This window comes from Streptomyces sp. GC420 (assembly GCF_009916105.1).
In the GTDB taxonomy this organism is placed as follows: Bacteria; Actinomycetota; Actinomycetes; order Streptomycetales; family Streptomycetaceae; genus Streptomyces.
Genome location: NZ_JAAAXQ010000042.1, coordinates 15543 through 30892, shown reverse-complemented (window position 1 = coordinate 30892; position 15350 = coordinate 15543). Strand labels below are relative to the sequence as shown.

Genomic DNA, 15350 nt, shown 5'->3' with positions numbered 1-15350 from the left:
CGTGGCGGGCGGGCGCGCCGGGGCATCCGGGGCCGGTGAGACGCAGCCGCCGCCCGACGAGCCCGCGCGGGCCCTCGCGGCCGGGCTGGAGGCGGCCCGGGTGCGGGTCGTCGCGCTCACGTGGACCGACAACGCCGGCATCGTGCGGGCGAAGGCCGTGCCCGTCGCCCGGCTGGAGGCGGCCGCGCGGTTCGGCGTGGGGATGTCGCCCTGCTTCGACGTCTACACCTCCGCCGATCTGATGACCGCCTCCGAGCACCTCGGCGGCCCCGACGGCGACCTGCGGCTCTTCCCCGACCTCGGCAGACTCGTCCCGCTCGCCGCCCAGCCCGGCTGGGCCTGGGCGCCCGTCGACCGCTACGACCAGACGGGCCGCCCGCACCCCGGCTGCCAGCGCCGCTTCGCGCGGACCATGCAGGAGCGGGCCGCCGCGCAGGGGATCGGCCTGCGCATGGGCTTCGAGACCGAGTGGGTCGTCGCCACCCCCGGCCTGGAACCCCCGAGCACGGGCCCCGCCTACGGCATGACCCGCATCGTCGAGCTCTCCGACTACCTCCGGGACATCGCCGCGGCCCTCGCCGCGCAGCACATCGAGGTGCTCCAGATCCACCCCGAATACACCGCGGGCCAGTTCGAGGTGTCCACCGCACCCGCCGCCGGCCCCGTCGGCGCCGCGGACGACGTGGTCCTGGTCCGCGAGACCGTCCGGGCCGTCACCGCCCGGCACGGCTGGCGCGCCAGCTTCGCGCCCCGCTTCACCGCGGGCACCGTCGGCAACGGCAGCCACCTCCACTTCAGCCTCGACGGTATGCACCGGGACCCCCGCGGCCGGTACGGGCTCGCCCCCGAGGCCGAGAGCTTCCTCGCAGGGGTCCTCGACCGGCTGCCCGCGCTGACGGCCGTCGCCAACCCGTCCCCCGCCAGCGCCCTGCGCCTCGTCCCGTCCCACTGGGCCGGCGCCTACCGCTGCTGGGGCGTCGAGAACCGGGAGGCCGCGCTGCGCCTGGTGCCCGGCGACCCGGCCGATCCCGACGGCGGGCACGCCGAGTACAAGTGCGCGGACGCCGCCGCCAACCCGTATCTCCTCGCGGGGTCCGTCATCGCCGCCGGTCTCGCCGGCGTCGCGGAGGGCGCGCGGCTGCCCGAGCCGGTCGCGGGCGACCCCGCGGGCCGGCCAGGCGCCGAGCGGCTGCCCTCCGGCCTCGGGGAGGCCGCCGACCACTTCGCAGGGGCGGAATTCCTCAAGGAGGCCATGGGCGAGGTCCTGCACGGCGCCTTCCTCGCGGTGCGCCGCGCCGAGGACGCGGCGGCCGAGGGCCGCACAGCGGAGGAAATCACCGACGACACCCGCTGGCGGTACTGATGGACCGCATCACGGACCGCCTGTTCACCGGGCACGGCGACCAGGGCCCGGGCCGACTGGACTTTCCGCCGCTCGTCGACCACCACTGCCACGGCGTCACCCGCGCCGAACTCGGCCTGGGCTCGTTCGAGCCCCTCCTCAGCGAGTCCGCCTCGGCGCCCGCGTCCGGCACCACCTTCTTCGACACCCAGGCCGGTTTCGCCGTACGCCGCTGGTGCCCGCCCGTGCTGGGCCTGGAACCGCACGCCTCGCCCGCGGCGTACCTGGCCAGGCGCCGCGAACTCGGCGGCTACGAGACGGCCCGGCGGCTGCTCTCGGCCGCCGGTATCGGCACCTTCCTCGTCGACACCGGGCTGCCCGGAGATCTCACGGGCCCCGGCGAGACGGCCACCGCCGCCGGCGGAACGGCCCGGGAGATCGTCCGGCTGGAACATCTCGCCGAGCAGGTCGCGGACACCTCCGGCAGCGCCGGGTCCTTCGTCGGCAATCTCGCGGAGGCCGTGCACGCCGCCACCCGGAGCGCGGCGGGCTTCAAGTCGGTGGCCGCCTACCGGCACGGTCTCGCCCTCGACCCGGAACCCCCGGCCCCGGGCGCCGTGCTGCGCGCGGCCGGGCAGTGGCTCGCCGCCCGCGGGACCGGTGACCGGCTGACCGATCCGGTGCTGCTGCGGCACCTGCTGTGGAGCGCCGTCGCCACCGGCCTGCCGCTCCAGCTGCACACCGGCTTCGGCGACCCCGACCTGCGGCTCGACCACGCGGACCCGGTCCTGCTCACCGACTTCGTCAGGGCCACCGAGGGCCACGGCTGCGACCTGGTCCTGCTGCACGGCTACCCGTACCACAGGCAGGCGGGCTATCTCGCGGCGGTCTTCCCGCACGTCTACGCCGACACGGGGCTCGCCCTGACGCACACCGGGGCCAGGGCCGAGGCCGTGCTCGGCGAGATGCTGGAGCTCACGCCCTTCGGTAAGCTGCTGTTCTCCACCGACGCCCACGCGCTGCCGGAGCTGTACGTCGTGGGGGCCCAGCTGTTCCGCTCCGCGCTGGAGTCACTGCTGTGCGGCTGGGTCGAGGAAGGCGCGTGGTCGCTGCCGGACGCCCGGCGGGTCACCGGGATGATCGCGGCGGGCAACGCCCGCCGTGTCTACCGGCTTCCGGACGCCTGACGCCCGGGCCGCACTTCGTCCCGGACCGCGGACGGGGCCGGCCGGCCCCGTCTCCCGCCGCCGCGGGACGGACTCAGACGGCCGTCAGCTCGGGGTCGCCGCTCTGATCGGGAGCGGCCGGTGCGCTCTCCGGCCGCTCCCGCAGCGACAGCAGCACGCGCAGCACCGCGATCCAGGTCAGGCAGGACCCGAACATGTGGGCGGCCACCAGGACCTCGGGCAGGTCGGTGAAGTACTGGACGTACCCGATCGCGCCCTGGGCCAGCAGGACCAGGAAGAGTTCCCGGGTGCGGTGCAGCGGACCCCGCGGTGCGTCCACCGCCTTCAGTACGAACCACAGGGCGAAGGTCAGGCTCACCACGATCCACGCCAGGACGGCGTGCAGCTTGCTGACGTCCTCCCAGCTCACCGGCATGCGAGCGACCTCGCTCGAGTCACCGGCGTGCGGTCCCGCGCCGGTCACCACGGTGCCCACGAGGATCAGCAGCGCCGAAGCCGCCACCATGAACCACACCAGCTGCCGCACCGACGCGCCGACCAGCGGCCGTGGCGGGGCGTCGCCCTCACGGGTGCGGTGCCACATCACCGTCGCGACCGCGATCAGCGCGGTGGACAGCATGAAGTGCGCGGCCACGGTGTACGGGTTGAGGCCGACCAGGACGACGATGCCGCCGAGCACCGCATTGCCCATGACCAGCCAGAACTGTGCCCAGCCGAGCCGCAGCAGACCGCGCCTGAGCGGCTTCTGCGAGCGCGCGGCGACGATCGCCCAGCCGACCGCCGCGCACAGCACGTACGTCAGCAGGCGGTTGCCGAACTCGATCGCGCCGTGCAGGCCCATCTCGCTGGTGGCGGTGAGGGAGTCGGAGGTGCACTTGGGCCAGGTGGGGCAGCCCAGACCGGAACCGGTCAGCCGCACCGCGCCTCCGGTGACCACGATGAGCACGTTCATCACGAGCGCGGAGAGGGCCGCCCGCCGGACCGTCACGGGGGACGGCGTCCAGCGCGAGGCGATGTGGGCGAGGGGGTTTCGCACGGCTTGGGTCAGATCGGCCCGGGTCACGTTCGGCACGGGCCCATCGTAAGCGGAGCGCTTGTGCATCCGTTCACGAGGGGTCCCGCCCGCCCCGGGCGGCCTACTCCCAGCGGAAGAACCGCGCCGCCGCGCCCAGGCCGAGCACCGCCCACGCCGCCAGGATCCCCAGGTCGCCCCAGGGCATCCCGGCCCCGTCGCGCAGCACGTCGCGCAGCCCGTCCGAGAGCGCGGAGATGGGCAGCAGCGCGAGGACGGACTGCGCCGCCTCCGGGAACTTGTCCAGCGGTACGACGACCCCGCCGCCCACCAGGAGCAGCAGGAACACCAGGTTGGCCGCGGCCAGCGTCGCCTCCGCCTTCAGCGTGCCCGCCATCAGCAGGCCGAGTCCGGAGAAGGCCGCCGTGCCGAGCACGACCAGCAGGACGACCCAGACCGGGTTGCCCCGGGGCGACCAGCCGAGCGCGAAGGCGATCGCCGTCAGCAGCACGATCTGGAGGACCTCGGTGACCAGCACGGACAGGGTCTTGGCGGTCATCAGGGCCCAGCGCGGCAGCGGGGAGGCGGCGAGCCGCTTGAGGACTCCGTAGCGGCGTTCGAAGCCGGTGGCGATGGCCTGGCCGGTGAACGCGGTGGACATCACGGCCAGCGCGATCACTCCCGGGGCGAGGAAGTCGACCGCCTCGCCCTCGCCGGTGTCGACGATGTCGACCGTGCCGAAGAGGGCCAGCAGCAGGGCCGGGATGACCACGGTCAGCAGCAGCTGCTCGCCGTTGCGCAGCAGCATCCGCGTCTCCAGGGCGGCCTGCGCGGCGATCATCCGCGGCAGCGGTGCGGCCCCCGGCATCGGGGCATACGCGCCGGGAGTGCCGGAGGTGGCGGGGGTGCCGGGGGTGTTCGTGTTCGTACCGCCGCTCATGAGCGCAGTTCCTTCCCTGTCAGCTCCAGGAAGACGTCCTCCAGGGTGTGCCGCTCCACCGATATGCGGTCCGGCATGACCCCGTGCTGGGCGCACCACGAGGTGACGGTGGCCAGCAGCTGGGGGTCGACCTTGCCGCTGATGCGGTAGGCGCCCGGGGTCAGTTCGGCCGCCGTCGTGTCGGCGGGCAGGGCCTTGAGCAGGCCGGCGAGGTCGAGTCCTGGTCGGCCGGTGAAGCGGAGGGTGTTCTCGGCGCCGCCGCGGCACAGCTGCTCGGGTGTGCCCTGGGTGACGACGCGGCCGGCGTCGACGATGGCGACGTCGTCGGCGAGCTCCTCGGCCTCGTCCATGTAGTGGGTGGTCAGGACGACGCTCACGCCGTCGGCGCGCAGGTCGCGGATCAGGTCCCAGGTGGCCCTCCGGGCCTGGGGGTCGAGGCCCGCCGTCGGCTCGTCGAGGAAGACCAGCTCGGGGCGGCCGACGACGGCCATGGCCAGGGCGAGGCGCTGCTGCTGGCCGCCGGAGAGCCGCCGGTAGGGCGTGCGGCCGCAGGAGCCGAGACCGAGCCGCTCGGTGAGGGCGCCCACGTCCAGCGGGTGGGCGTGCAGCCTGGCCATGTGGCGCAGCATCTCCTCGGCGCGGGCTCCCGAGTAGACGCCGCCCGACTGGAGCATCACGCCGATCCGGGGCCGCAGCCGTGCCGCGTCGGCGACCGGGTCGAGGCCGAGGACGCGTACGGATCCCGCGTCGGGGCGGCGGTAGCCCTCGCAGATCTCGATGGTGGTGGTCTTCCCGGCGCCGTTGGGTCCGAGGACGGCGGTGACACTCCCGGATCCGAGGGTTCCGACGCTGAGATGGAGGCCGTCCACCGCGGTCTTCGGTCCGTACCGCTTGACCAGGCCCCGGACCTGGACGACGGGGTCGCTACGCATGCCGGGCAGTCTAGATACGCGCGGCGGGGACCGGGGACACGGGTGGGGGATCGGGCCACGGCCCGGCGGCGGTCAGGGATCACGGAGAGTGATCGCGGCCGATCGGGTTAGGTAACCCTAAGTGAGCGAGGCCACCCGGGCGGGATGCGGGCCCGGCTTGTCGCTTCCCGGAGAATTACGCAACAATGGTGTTGTGAAAAACGTCGGTGGGGTCCCGCACGAGGACCGGGAAGAGCTCGCGACCAGGGAGCGCTCGACGCGCAACCGGGTCGCGCGGTCGATCCTGGACCACGGGCCCTCCACGGTCGCCGACCTCGCGAAGCGCCTGGGGCTGACCCAGGCCGCGGTGCGCCGGCACCTGGACGCCCTCGTCTCCGAGAACACGATCGAAGCACGCGAGCAGCGGGTCTACGGCGCCCGTACCCGCGGCCGTCCGGCCCGGGTGTTCGCCCTGACCGACAGCGGCCGGGACGCCTTCGACCAGTCCTACGACACCCTCGCCGCGGACGCGCTCGCGTGGATCGCCCGGTGCGCCGGAGGCGGGGCGGCGGGCGAGGCGGCCGTCGCCGCGTTCGCCAGGGCCCGGGTCGAGGCCCAGGCGGAGAAGTACCGCGGGGCCGTCGAGGCCGCCGTGCCGGAGACCCGCGCGCAGGCGCTGGCCAGGGCGTTGACCGCGGACGGGTACGCTGCCACGGCACGCAGCGCGCCCAGCCCCCAGGCGGGCGAGCAGCTCTGCCAGCACCACTGCCCGGTCGCCCACGTCGCCGAGCAGTACCCGCAGCTGTGCGAGGCGGAGACCGAGGTCTTCTCCGAGCTGCTCGGGACCCATGTGCAGCGCCTGGCCACGATCGCCCACGGCGACGGGGTCTGCACGACGTTCATCCCGCGCGGCGGCGGCGCCCCCCGCGGCACCAAGACCACCACCACAGCATCTTCAAGCACGTCCGGGAGGAACCCCGCATGACGCTCCCCACGGAGACTGCCCACCCCGAGCTGGAGGGCCTGGGCAAGTACGAGTACGGCTGGGCCGACTCCGACGTCGCCGGCGCCTCCGCCAAGCGCGGGCTGAACGAGGATGTCGTGCGCGACATCTCCGCGAAGAAGTCCGAGCCGGAATGGATGCTGAAGCTGCGCCTGAAGGGTCTGAAGCTCTTCGGCAAGAAGCCCATGCCGACCTGGGGCTCCGACCTGTCGGACATCGACTTCGACAACATCAAGTACTTCGTGCGCTCCACGGAGAAGCAGGCGGAGTCCTGGGAGGACCTGCCCGAGGACATCAAGAACACCTACGACAAGCTGGGCATCCCCGAGGCGGAGAAGCAGCGCCTCGTCGCCGGTGTCGCCGCGCAGTACGAGTCGGAGGTCGTCTACCACCAGATCCGTGAGGACCTGGAGGAGCAGGGCGTGATCTTCCTCGACACCGACACCGCCCTGAAGGAGCACCCGGAGCTCTTCAAGGAGCACTTCGGCACGGTGATCCCGGTCGGCGACAACAAGTTCGCCTCCCTGAACACGGCCGTGTGGTCCGGCGGATCGTTCATCTACGTGCCGAAGGGCGTGCACGTCGAGATCCCGCTCCAGGCCTACTTCCGGATCAACACCGAGAACATGGGCCAGTTCGAGCGGACGCTGATCATCGTCGACGAGGACGCCTACGTCCACTACGTCGAGGGCTGCACCGCCCCGATCTACAAGTCGGACTCGCTGCACAGCGCCGTCGTCGAGATCATCGTCAAGAAGGGCGGCCGCTGCCGCTACACGACGATCCAGAACTGGTCGAACAACGTCTACAACCTGGTCACCAAGCGCGCCGTGGCCTACGAGGGCGCGACCATGGAGTGGGTCGACGGCAACATCGGCTCCAAGGTCACCATGAAGTACCCGGCGGTCTACCTCATGGGCGAGCACGCCAAGGGCGAGACCCTGTCCATCGCCTTCGCGGGCGAGGGCCAGCACCAGGACGCCGGCGCCAAGATGGTCCACATGGCACCGAACACCTCCTCGAACATCGTCTCCAAGTCGGTGGCGCGGGGCGGCGGCCGTACTTCGTACCGCGGCCTGATCGAGATCGGCGAGGGCGCGGCCGGATCCAAGTCGAACGTGCTGTGCGACGCGCTGCTCGTCGACACGATCTCCCGCTCCGACACCTACCCGTACGTCGACGTCCGCGAGGACGACGTGACCATGGGCCACGAGGCGACCGTCTCCAAGGTCTCCGACGACCAGCTGTTCTACCTGATGCAGCGCGGCCTGTCCGAGGACGAGGCGATGGCGATGATCGTGCGCGGCTTCGTCGAGCCGATCGCCAAGGAACTGCCCATGGAGTACGCCCTGGAGCTCAACCGGCTGATCGAGCTGCAGATGGAAGGCGCGGTCGGCTGACCCGTCCGGCCCTCCAGCAGTTCCCGACCTTTTGACGTACGTACGTAGGAAGAGAAACCACTACAGCCATGGCTGAGGCTCAGAACATTCCGGCGGGGAGCACCACCTCCGGAAGCGTAGCGGTGGCCGGTGAGTCCACCGTCGCGACGCGTATGAGTGCGCCCCCGTCCTTCGACGTGGCGGACTTCCCCGTCCCCCACGGCCGTGAGGAGGAGTGGCGGTTCACCCCGCTGGAACGCCTGCGCGGGCTGCACGACGGCACCGCCGTCGCCACCGGCGGCGGCGTCCGTGTCGAGGTGGAGGCCCCCGAGGGCGTCATCGTCGAGACCGTCGCCCGTGACGACGCGCGCCTCGGCCGGGCCGGCACGCCCGTGGACCGGGTCGCCGCCCAGGCGTACTCCTCGTTCGAGAAGGCCTCGGTCGTCTCGGTGCCCAGGGAGGCCGTCCTCGGCGAGCCGATCCGCATCTCCGTGCACGGCGAGGGCGGCACCGCCTTCGGCCACCAGGTCATCGAGCTCGGTGCCTTCGCGGAGGCCGTCGTCGTCATCGACCACACCGGTGACGCCGTGCTCGCCGCCAACGTCGACTACGTCCTCGGTGACGGCGCCAGGCTCACCGTCGTCTCCGTCCAGGACTGGGACGACACCGCCGTCCACGTCGCGCAGCACAACGCGCTGGTCGGCCGGGACGCCTCGTTCAGGTCGATCGTCGTCACCTTCGGCGGTGACCTCGTCCGCCTCCACCCGCGGGTGACGTACGCCGGACCCGGCGGCGAGGCCGAGCTGTTCGGCCTGTACTTCACCGACGCCGGCCAGCACCAGGAGCACCGCCTCCTCGTCGACCACAATGTGCCGCACTGCCGCTCCAACGTCGCCTACAAGGGCGCGCTGCAGGGCCAGAACGCGCACGCCGTGTGGATCGGCGACGTCCTCATCGAGGCCGCCGCCGAGGGCACCGACACCTACGAGCTCAACCGCAACCTGGTCCTCACGGACGGCGCCCGCGTGGACTCCGTGCCGAACCTGGAGATCGAGACCGGTGAGATCGTCGGGGCCGGCCACGCCTCCGCGACCGGCCGCTTCGAGGACGAGCAGCTCTTCTACCTGATGTCGCGCGGCATCCCGGCCGACGAGGCCCGCCGTCTCGTCGTGCGGGGCTTCTTCGCCGAGCTGGTGCAGCAGATCGGCGTCGAGGACGTCCAGGAGCGTCTGATCGCCAAGATCGATGCGGAACTGGAGGCGTCGGTCGCATGACCCCGTCCGATTTCGTACGCGTCTGCGGCCTCAGCGAGCTGGAGGAGGACACCCCGAAGCGGGTGGAGCTCGACGGCACGCCGGTCTCCGTCGTCCGCACCGGCGGGGAGGTGTTCGCGATCAACGACGTCTGCTCGCACGCGAACGTCTCGCTTTCCGAGGGCGAGGTGGACGACTGCCACATCGAGTGCTGGCTGCACGGCTCCCGCTTCGACCTGCGCTCGGGCAAGCCCGACGGTCTGCCCGCGACGCGCCCTGTCCCCGTTTACCCCGTAAAGATCGAAGGGGACGACGTGCTCGTCTCCGTCACCCAGGAGTCCTGAGGCACCCATGGCAACGCTTGAAATCCACGACCTGCACGTGTCCGTCGAGGTCGAGAACGGCACCAAGGAGATCCTCAAGGGGGTCGACCTGACCGTGAAGCAGGGCGAGACGCACGCCATCATGGGCCCCAACGGCTCCGGCAAGTCCACCCTGGCCTACTCCCTCGCGGGCCACCCCAAGTACACGATCATCGGCGGCACCGTCACCCTCGACGGCGAGGACGTCCTGGAGATGTCCGTCGACGAGCGCGCCCGTGCCGGTCTCTTCCTCGCCATGCAGTACCCGGTCGAGGTCCCCGGTGTCTCGGTCTCCAACTTCCTGCGCACCTCCGCCACGGCCATCCGCGGCGAGGCCCCCAAGCTGCGCACCTGGGTCAAGGAGGTCAAGGAGGCCATGGCGCGCCTGCACATGGACCCCTCCTTCGCCGAGCGCAACGTCAACGAAGGCTTCTCCGGCGGTGAGAAGAAGCGCCACGAGATCCTCCAGCTGGAACTCCTCAGGCCGAAGATCGCGATCCTCGACGAGACCGACTCCGGCCTCGACGTCGACGCGCTGCGCATCGTCTCCGAGGGCGTCAACCGGGTCCGCGACACCGGCGAGGTCGGCACCCTGCTGATCACGCACTACACGCGGATCCTCCGGTACATCAAGCCCGACCACGTCCACGTCTTCTCCGGCGGCCGGATCGTCGAGTCCGGCGGCCCGGAGCTCGCGGACAAGCTGGAGGAAGAGGGCTACGAGGCTTACGCGAAGGGTGGCGTGTCCGCGTGACGACCGCCCGGCAGGCGCTGCCCGGCCTTCTCGACACCGAGGCGCTCCGCAAGGACTTCCCGATCCTGGAGCGTGTCCTGCACGACGGGAAGAAGCTCGTCTACCTGGACAACGCGGCGACCTCCCAGACGCCGCGCCAGGTGCTCGACGTGATGTCCGAGTACTACGAGCAGCACAACGCCAACGTCCACCGCGGCGTGCACGTCCTCGCCGAGGAGGCCACGGCGCTGTACGAGGGCGCACGCGACAAGATCGCCGCGTTCATCAACGCGCCGAGCCGTGACGAGGTGATCTTCACCAAGAACGCCTCGGAGTCGCTGAACCTCGTGGCGAACATGCTGGGCTTCGCGGACGAGCCCTACCGGGTCGACCACGAGACCGAGATCGTCATCACCGAGATGGAGCACCACTCCAACATCGTTCCGTGGCAGCTGCTCTCGCAGCGCACCGGCGCGAAGCTGAAGTGGTTCGGTCTCACGGACGACGGCCGGCTCGACCTGTCCAACATCGAGGAGATCATCACCGAGCGGACCAAGGTCGTCTCGTTCGTTCTGGTCTCCAACATCCTGGGCACCTTCAACCCGGTCGAGCAGATCGTCCGGCGCGCCCAGGACGTCGGGGCCATCGTCCTCATCGACGCCTCCCAGGCCGCCCCGCACATGCCGCTCGACGTGCAGGCGCTGGGCGCGGACTTCGTGGCCTTCACCGGCCACAAGATGTGCGGGCCGACCGGCATCGGTGTCCTGTGGGGCCGCCAGGAGCTGCTGGAGGACCTCCCCCCGTTCCTCGGCGGCGGCGAGATGATCGAGACCGTCTCGATGCACTCCTCGACGTACGCCCCCGCGCCGCACAAGTTCGAGGCGGGCACGCCTCCGATCTCCCAGGCCATCGGCCTGGGAGCGGCCGTGGACTACCTCACCGCGATCGGCATGGACAGGATCGCCGAGCACGAGCACGTGCTCACCGAGTACGCCGTGAAGCGGCTGCTCGAGGTCCCGGACCTGAAGATCATCGGCCCCACCACGGCCGAGGACCGGGGCGCCGCGATCTCCTTCACGCTCGGTGACATCCACCCGCACGACGTGGGCCAGGTCCTCGACGAGCAGGGCATAGCTGTCCGGGTCGGCCACCACTGCGCCCGGCCGGTCTGCCTGAGGTACGGAATTCCCGCGACCACGCGAGCGTCGTTCTATCTGTACTCCACGCCCGGCGAGGTGGACGCCCTCGTCGAAGGGCTGGAGCACGTACGGAACTTCTTCGGCTGAAGGGCTGGTCTCGTGAAGCTGGACTCGATGTACCAGGAAGTCATCCTGGACCACTACAAGCACCCGCACGGGCGGGGCTTGCGGGATGGCGACGCCGAGGTGCACCACGTCAACCCGACGTGCGGCGATGAGATCACCCTCCGCGTGAAGTACGAGGGCTCCCGCATCGCCGACGTGAGTTACGAGGGGCAGGGCTGTTCCATCAGCCAGGCCAGCGCCTCGGTACTCAATGAGCTGCTGGTCGGCAAGGAACTGGCCGAGGCGCAGAAGATCCAGGCCACGTTCCTGGAACTGATGCAGTCCAAGGGCCGGATCGAGCCGGACGACGCCATGGAGGAGGTCCTGGAGGACGCGGTCGCGTTCGCAGGTGTCTCCAAGTACCCGGCCCGGGTGAAATGCGCTCTCCTGAGCTGGATGGCGTGGAAGGACGCGACAGCCCAGGCTCTGGGCGAGGCCGATGCGGCCGGGAGGAAGACGGCATGAGCGAGAACGAGACCCTGACCACCAAGCCCGCCTCGGAGGAGGAACTCCGTGAGGCCCTGATGGACGTCGTCGACCCCGAACTGGGCATCGACGTCGTCAACCTCGGCCTGATCTACGGCCTCCACATCGACGACGCCAATGTCGCGACCGTCGACATGACCCTGACCTCGGCAGCCTGCCCGCTCACCGATGTCATCGAGGACCAGGCCAAGTCCGCCACGGAGGGCCTGGTCAACGAGCTGCGCATCAACTGGGTCTGGATGCCGCCGTGGGGCCCGGACAAGATCACCGACGACGGGCGCGAGCAGCTGCGCGCGCTCGGGTTCAACGTCTGAGTCCGTACGGCGTTCTTCCGCGGGACACATATCGCGGGACACGCATCGCGGGACACGTATCACGGGACTGGGGAAGGCCCTGGGCACACGCTGCCGGGGGCCTTCCCCGTTTCCCTCTGTCCGTGCCGGGGGGTCAGCCCGCCAGGGCCTTCACCAGGCGGAACGCCGCGTCGGCCCGGTAGATGTCGCTGTGCTGGTACGGATCCAGTCGGAGGCCGAACCGGAAGTGCCGTAGGAAGCGGCCCCGGTAGTTGTAGGACTCCAGCATTGTGGCGCCCGGGAACGAGGACGCGCGGGGGCAGAAGGTGGCGTCCTGCTCGAAGAGCGTGGAGCCGTCGTCACGGTCGGCGCGCAGCCGGAAGTCCCGGTGACGGAGGTAGCGGCCGTCACCGGTGGAGAACGAGTGGCAGCCGGGGTCGGCGAGGCCGGGCACCACGGTGAAGGTGGCGGCCTGCCTGCTGCCGGCGGAACTGCCCGGGCCCACAGGGTCGAGGCCGACACCGGAGGAGTGCACCAGCCAGTGGCGGTCGGGGTAGTTGACGGACTGGACCGACTTCTTCGAGGCGGAGGCCGGGGGAGCGCCTCCGCCGGCTCCGGGGGACGGGCTCGTCGTCCTGCCCGGCGTCCTTGTCCCGGAGAAGGAGGGGGCCGAGGCGGAGGCCCTGGCATCCGCGCCGCGGCCGTCCTGCGGAGAGGCGGAGCCCGAGGCCGGGGTGCGGTCCGCCTGAGGGGACGTCAGGCCGGCTTTCCCTTCCGGTGTCGCGACCGCCTCGCCGGGAGTCCCGGGCAGGAGTGCCTCGGGTACGGGCGAGCCGTCGGCGGCGGACGTGGTGCGGTCCTGGGCCGGTCTGTGGCCGGCATTCCTGTCGAGCAGGGCTATCGCGGTGACGCTGGTCACCAGGACCGCTGCGGCGAGGGCCCCGGCGAGCCACAGCCGCCGCGTCCCGGGTATCCGGTCCGTGCCCCCGGCGCCGCCACCCGCCTCCAGCGCGGGGTGGGGCCTGTCCGCGAAGAGCCGCAGATCCTCGGGATCGGGCGCCGTGGTGGGGGCGACGGTGCGGACGAGCGCGCTCCCCGGGCGGCGGACGAGCGGGGCGTGGGCGGGCCCGCGCTTCTGTTCAGGCATGCGCAACTCCTCCAGCGTCGCCGGTGGCGCACGCGGATCCGTCGGGTGTCTCGGCACATGAGGAGAGGGGGGTCGCGGACGAACGGAACGGTACGACGCGTGAAGTCCCGGTGCGCGACCGGTGAAAGAATAGTGGACGAGACGATCTCCGGGCAGCTGTTTGGCCGCCCGGATCCAGGGCAATCACGCCCGTGCGCACGCCGGTTGCGGCGCCGAGTCAGGGCCTGTCGGGGTTCGGCCCGATCCGTACCTCGATCCCGCCCCGGACGACCGGGCGGCCGAGGCCGGGCGGAGTCCGGTCTACCGGGCGGGGGGACCGGCCGGTGACGGTCCGGCGGGCGGCGGTGCGTGCGGCGCCGCCGGCGGGACGCCTGCGGCCTGGGCCAGCGAGATGTCCAGGCTCTCGCGCCGGATGCGCTGGTCGATGTAGAGCAGGCCCAGGATCAGCTGCGGGAGCACCGCCGCGAAGATCTGGCCGATCATGCTCCCGATGACGATGAACACGAAGTACGCGCCCAGCGAGACCAGCAGCTCGGCGGGTTCCGGATCGGGCCCCGCGCCGACGGTCCCCGGCAGGCTGGCGAACATCCCCAGGAAGCTGAACGGCAGCTGGATCATGTAGCTCGCCACCGAGGCGATGAAGAACGCCAGCAGCGCGATACCGAAGATCCGCCACCAGGCGCCGCGCACCAGGTGCGCGGAGCGCCGGAGTGAGGCGATCGGGCCCTGGAGTTCGAAGACCGCGACGGAGGGAGCCAGGGAGAACCGCACCCACAGCCAGACGCTGAACGGGACCAGCGCGAGCATGCCGAGGACGGCGAGCGGCAGCACCGTCGCGGGAGTGGCCTGCTCCGCAAGGGCGACGAGCAGCGTGATGAGCGCCCCGCCGATCAGCAGCGCCGGGACGGCCGTCACCAGCCCGGAGAGGAAGACCGCGCCGAACACGGCAGGTACCCGCGACCAGGCGCGACGCCAGACCGCGCCGAACGTCGTCGGCCGTCCGAGCACGGCCTCCTGGAGCACGGCGGGGCAGGACGCGTAGATCAGGGTGGTGGCCAGGACCATCAGGGCCACGAGCACGACCCACAGCACGACGAAGGCGACGATCAGCGGCCGGATGTCCTCCCAGGACGGATCCTCGTGAGGCTCCACGTCGATGACCGCCTCGAAGTGCTCCCGGACGGCGGACCAGGCGATCAGCAGAGCGAGGCCCGAGACGAGGATCGCCACGCCGTACGCCGTGGCCGCTATGCCGAACAGCTGCTTCCAGTAACGGCCCATGGCCGTGAAAGCGCCGCCGAGCACGTCCCCGAGTTGGAGCGGGCGCAGCGGAACGACGCCCGGTCTGGGCGGCGGGGGCGGCCCCCAGCCCCAGCCTCCGCCCGCCGGCATGCCGTACGGCCCCGGACCGTACGGCCCCGGTCCGGGCCCCTGGCCCCGACCGTCCCACCCCTGCCCGTACGACATCCCGGCACCTCATCCGCGTCTTTTCCGTCCCCGCCTGGCCGGGAAACCGTATCCGGTCGCGCGCCGGGGCGGGCAAGTGGCTTTCCGCGTACGGCCGCGGGCCCGGATGCGTACCGCCGTACACATGCCGTACGTACTGCCGGCCGTGGCGATAGCGGCGGAGGTGGCCGGGACCACGGCCATGAAGTACAGCGACGGATTCAGCAGGCTCTGTGGCCGTCGCTCATCACGGTCGTGGGCTATCTGATCGCCTTCGCTGCTCTCGCCCGGGCGCTGAAATCCATGTCGGTCGGCACCGCCTATGCCATCTGGGCCGGCACGGGCACGGCCGCGGTCGCCGCCATCGGCATCGCCTTCTTCGGCGAGTCCACGGACCTCGCCAAGGCCGCCGGGATCGCGCTGGTCATCGCGGGCGTGGTGCTGCTGAACCTCGGGGGCGCGCACTGACGGCCCGCCGGTACGACCCCGACCGGCGGCGGAGGTGGAGGTGGAGGTGGAGGCGCCGGGTGCCGGACGGCGGGACCGGCCGGT

General features: G+C 71.5%; 15 protein-coding genes and 1 pseudogene. 11 read left to right on the top strand and 5 right to left on the bottom strand.

Annotation, left to right across the window (positions count from 1 at the left end):
* The first annotated feature begins 1 nt into the window (after position 1).
* Both GUY61_RS08355 and GUY61_RS08350 read left to right on the top strand, forming a co-directional pair.
* A complete protein-coding gene (locus tag GUY61_RS08355; RefSeq protein WP_398954713.1) occupies positions 2-1363 on the top strand; it encodes a glutamine synthetase in 1362 nt (453 codons plus the stop codon).
* Complete coding sequence (locus tag GUY61_RS08350; RefSeq protein WP_166629430.1) at positions 1363-2529, top strand: amidohydrolase family protein; 1167 nt, start codon at positions 1363-1365, stop codon at positions 2527-2529. The genes GUY61_RS08355 and GUY61_RS08350 overlap by 1 nt, the downstream gene beginning before the upstream one ends.
* Before the next feature lie 73 nt (positions 2530-2602).
* Here GUY61_RS08350 and GUY61_RS08345 read toward each other — a convergent pair whose 3' ends face one another.
* The 3 genes from GUY61_RS08345 to GUY61_RS08335 are packed head-to-tail and all read right to left on the bottom strand — an operon-like array spanning position 2603 to position 5413.
* On the bottom strand, positions 2603-3631 hold the full coding sequence (locus tag GUY61_RS08345) for a heme A synthase (protein WP_166629429.1): 1029 nt from the start codon (positions 3629-3631) through the stop codon (positions 2603-2605).
* A 34-nt stretch (positions 3632-3665) separates the two neighbouring features.
* Positions 3666-4481 (bottom strand): ABC transporter permease, encoded by an 816-nt coding sequence (locus GUY61_RS08340; protein WP_166629428.1) that lies wholly within the window; start codon positions 4479-4481, stop codon positions 3666-3668.
* Positions 4478-5413 carry an ABC transporter ATP-binding protein gene (locus GUY61_RS08335; protein ID WP_166629427.1) on the bottom strand — a complete coding sequence of 312 codons (936 nt, stop codon included), beginning with the start codon at positions 5411-5413 and terminating at the stop codon, positions 4478-4480. Before GUY61_RS08335 ends, GUY61_RS08340 begins: the two co-directional genes overlap by 4 nt.
* A gap of 193 nt (positions 5414-5606) precedes the next feature.
* On the opposite strand from GUY61_RS08335, the gene GUY61_RS08330 reads away from it, so the two are divergent.
* The 8 genes from GUY61_RS08330 (at position 5607) to GUY61_RS08295 (ending at position 12226) form a co-directional block, all read left to right on the top strand.
* A complete protein-coding gene (locus tag GUY61_RS08330) occupies positions 5607-6377 on the top strand; it encodes an ArsR family transcriptional regulator (protein WP_166629426.1) in 771 nt (256 codons plus the stop codon).
* Positions 6374-7795 (top strand): Fe-S cluster assembly protein SufB, encoded by a 1422-nt coding sequence (gene sufB / locus GUY61_RS08325; protein WP_166629425.1) that lies wholly within the window; start codon positions 6374-6376, stop codon positions 7793-7795. Before GUY61_RS08330 ends, sufB begins: the two co-directional genes overlap by 4 nt.
* Before the next feature lie 68 nt (positions 7796-7863).
* Complete coding sequence (sufD, locus tag GUY61_RS08320) at positions 7864-9048, top strand: Fe-S cluster assembly protein SufD (protein ID WP_166629424.1); 1185 nt, start codon at positions 7864-7866, stop codon at positions 9046-9048.
* Entirely contained in the window at positions 9045-9371 is a 327-nt protein-coding gene (locus tag GUY61_RS08315) for a non-heme iron oxygenase ferredoxin subunit (protein ID WP_166629423.1), read from the top strand. The genes sufD and GUY61_RS08315 overlap by 4 nt, the downstream gene beginning before the upstream one ends.
* A 7-nt stretch (positions 9372-9378) precedes the next feature.
* Positions 9379-10143 (top strand): Fe-S cluster assembly ATPase SufC, encoded by a 765-nt coding sequence (gene sufC / locus GUY61_RS08310; protein ID WP_166629422.1) that lies wholly within the window; start codon positions 9379-9381, stop codon positions 10141-10143.
* A complete protein-coding gene (locus GUY61_RS08305; RefSeq protein WP_166629421.1) occupies positions 10140-11408 on the top strand; it encodes a cysteine desulfurase in 1269 nt (422 codons plus the stop codon). Before sufC ends, GUY61_RS08305 begins: the two co-directional genes overlap by 4 nt.
* Positions 11409-11420: 12 nt before the next feature.
* Positions 11421-11891 (top strand): Fe-S cluster assembly sulfur transfer protein SufU, encoded by a 471-nt coding sequence (sufU, locus tag GUY61_RS08300; protein ID WP_166629420.1) that lies wholly within the window; start codon positions 11421-11423, stop codon positions 11889-11891.
* Positions 11888-12226: a metal-sulfur cluster assembly factor gene (locus GUY61_RS08295; protein ID WP_166629419.1), complete on the top strand. Its 339-nt coding sequence runs from the start codon at positions 11888-11890 to the stop codon at positions 12224-12226. Before sufU ends, GUY61_RS08295 begins: the two co-directional genes overlap by 4 nt.
* Before the next feature lie 133 nt (positions 12227-12359).
* On the opposite strand, the gene GUY61_RS08290 is transcribed toward GUY61_RS08295, so the two are convergent.
* Together GUY61_RS08290 and GUY61_RS08285 are read right to left on the bottom strand one after the other, a co-directional pair.
* Positions 12360-13352 (bottom strand): AbfB domain-containing protein, encoded by a 993-nt coding sequence (locus GUY61_RS08290; RefSeq protein WP_166629418.1) that lies wholly within the window; start codon positions 13350-13352, stop codon positions 12360-12362.
* Positions 13353-13652: 300 nt separating this feature from the next.
* Positions 13653-14657: a hypothetical protein gene (locus GUY61_RS08285; protein ID WP_166629417.1), complete on the bottom strand. Its 1005-nt coding sequence runs from the start codon at positions 14655-14657 to the stop codon at positions 13653-13655.
* A gap of 286 nt (positions 14658-14943) precedes the next feature.
* Here GUY61_RS08285 and GUY61_RS08280 point away from each other — a divergent pair.
* Positions 14944-15266: pseudogene (locus GUY61_RS08280) on the top strand (DMT family transporter).
* Positions 15267-15350 lie beyond the last annotated feature (84 nt).

What these genes read in the sequence shown, in the direction of transcription:
- GUY61_RS08350 (WP_166629430.1), top strand. Translation starts at nt 1,363, where the DNA reads ATGGACCGCATCACGGACCGCCTGTTCACCGGGCACGGCGACCAGGGC.
- GUY61_RS08345 (WP_166629429.1), bottom strand. Translation starts at nt 3,631, where the DNA reads ATGCACAAGCGCTCCGCTTACGATGGGCCCGTGCCGAACGTGACCCGG.
- GUY61_RS08340 (WP_166629428.1), bottom strand. Translation starts at nt 4,481, where the DNA reads ATGAGCGGCGGTACGAACACGAACACCCCCGGCACCCCCGCCACCTCC.
- GUY61_RS08335 (WP_166629427.1), bottom strand. Translation starts at nt 5,413, where the DNA reads ATGCGTAGCGACCCCGTCGTCCAGGTCCGGGGCCTGGTCAAGCGGTAC.
- sufB (WP_166629425.1), top strand. Translation starts at nt 6,374, where the DNA reads ATGACGCTCCCCACGGAGACTGCCCACCCCGAGCTGGAGGGCCTGGGC.
- sufD (WP_166629424.1), top strand. Translation starts at nt 7,864, where the DNA reads ATGGCTGAGGCTCAGAACATTCCGGCGGGGAGCACCACCTCCGGAAGC.
- GUY61_RS08315 (WP_166629423.1), top strand. Translation starts at nt 9,045, where the DNA reads ATGACCCCGTCCGATTTCGTACGCGTCTGCGGCCTCAGCGAGCTGGAG.
- sufC (WP_166629422.1), top strand. Translation starts at nt 9,379, where the DNA reads ATGGCAACGCTTGAAATCCACGACCTGCACGTGTCCGTCGAGGTCGAG.
- GUY61_RS08295 (WP_166629419.1), top strand. Translation starts at nt 11,888, where the DNA reads ATGAGCGAGAACGAGACCCTGACCACCAAGCCCGCCTCGGAGGAGGAA.
- GUY61_RS08290 (WP_166629418.1), bottom strand. Translation starts at nt 13,352, where the DNA reads ATGCCTGAACAGAAGCGCGGGCCCGCCCACGCCCCGCTCGTCCGCCGC.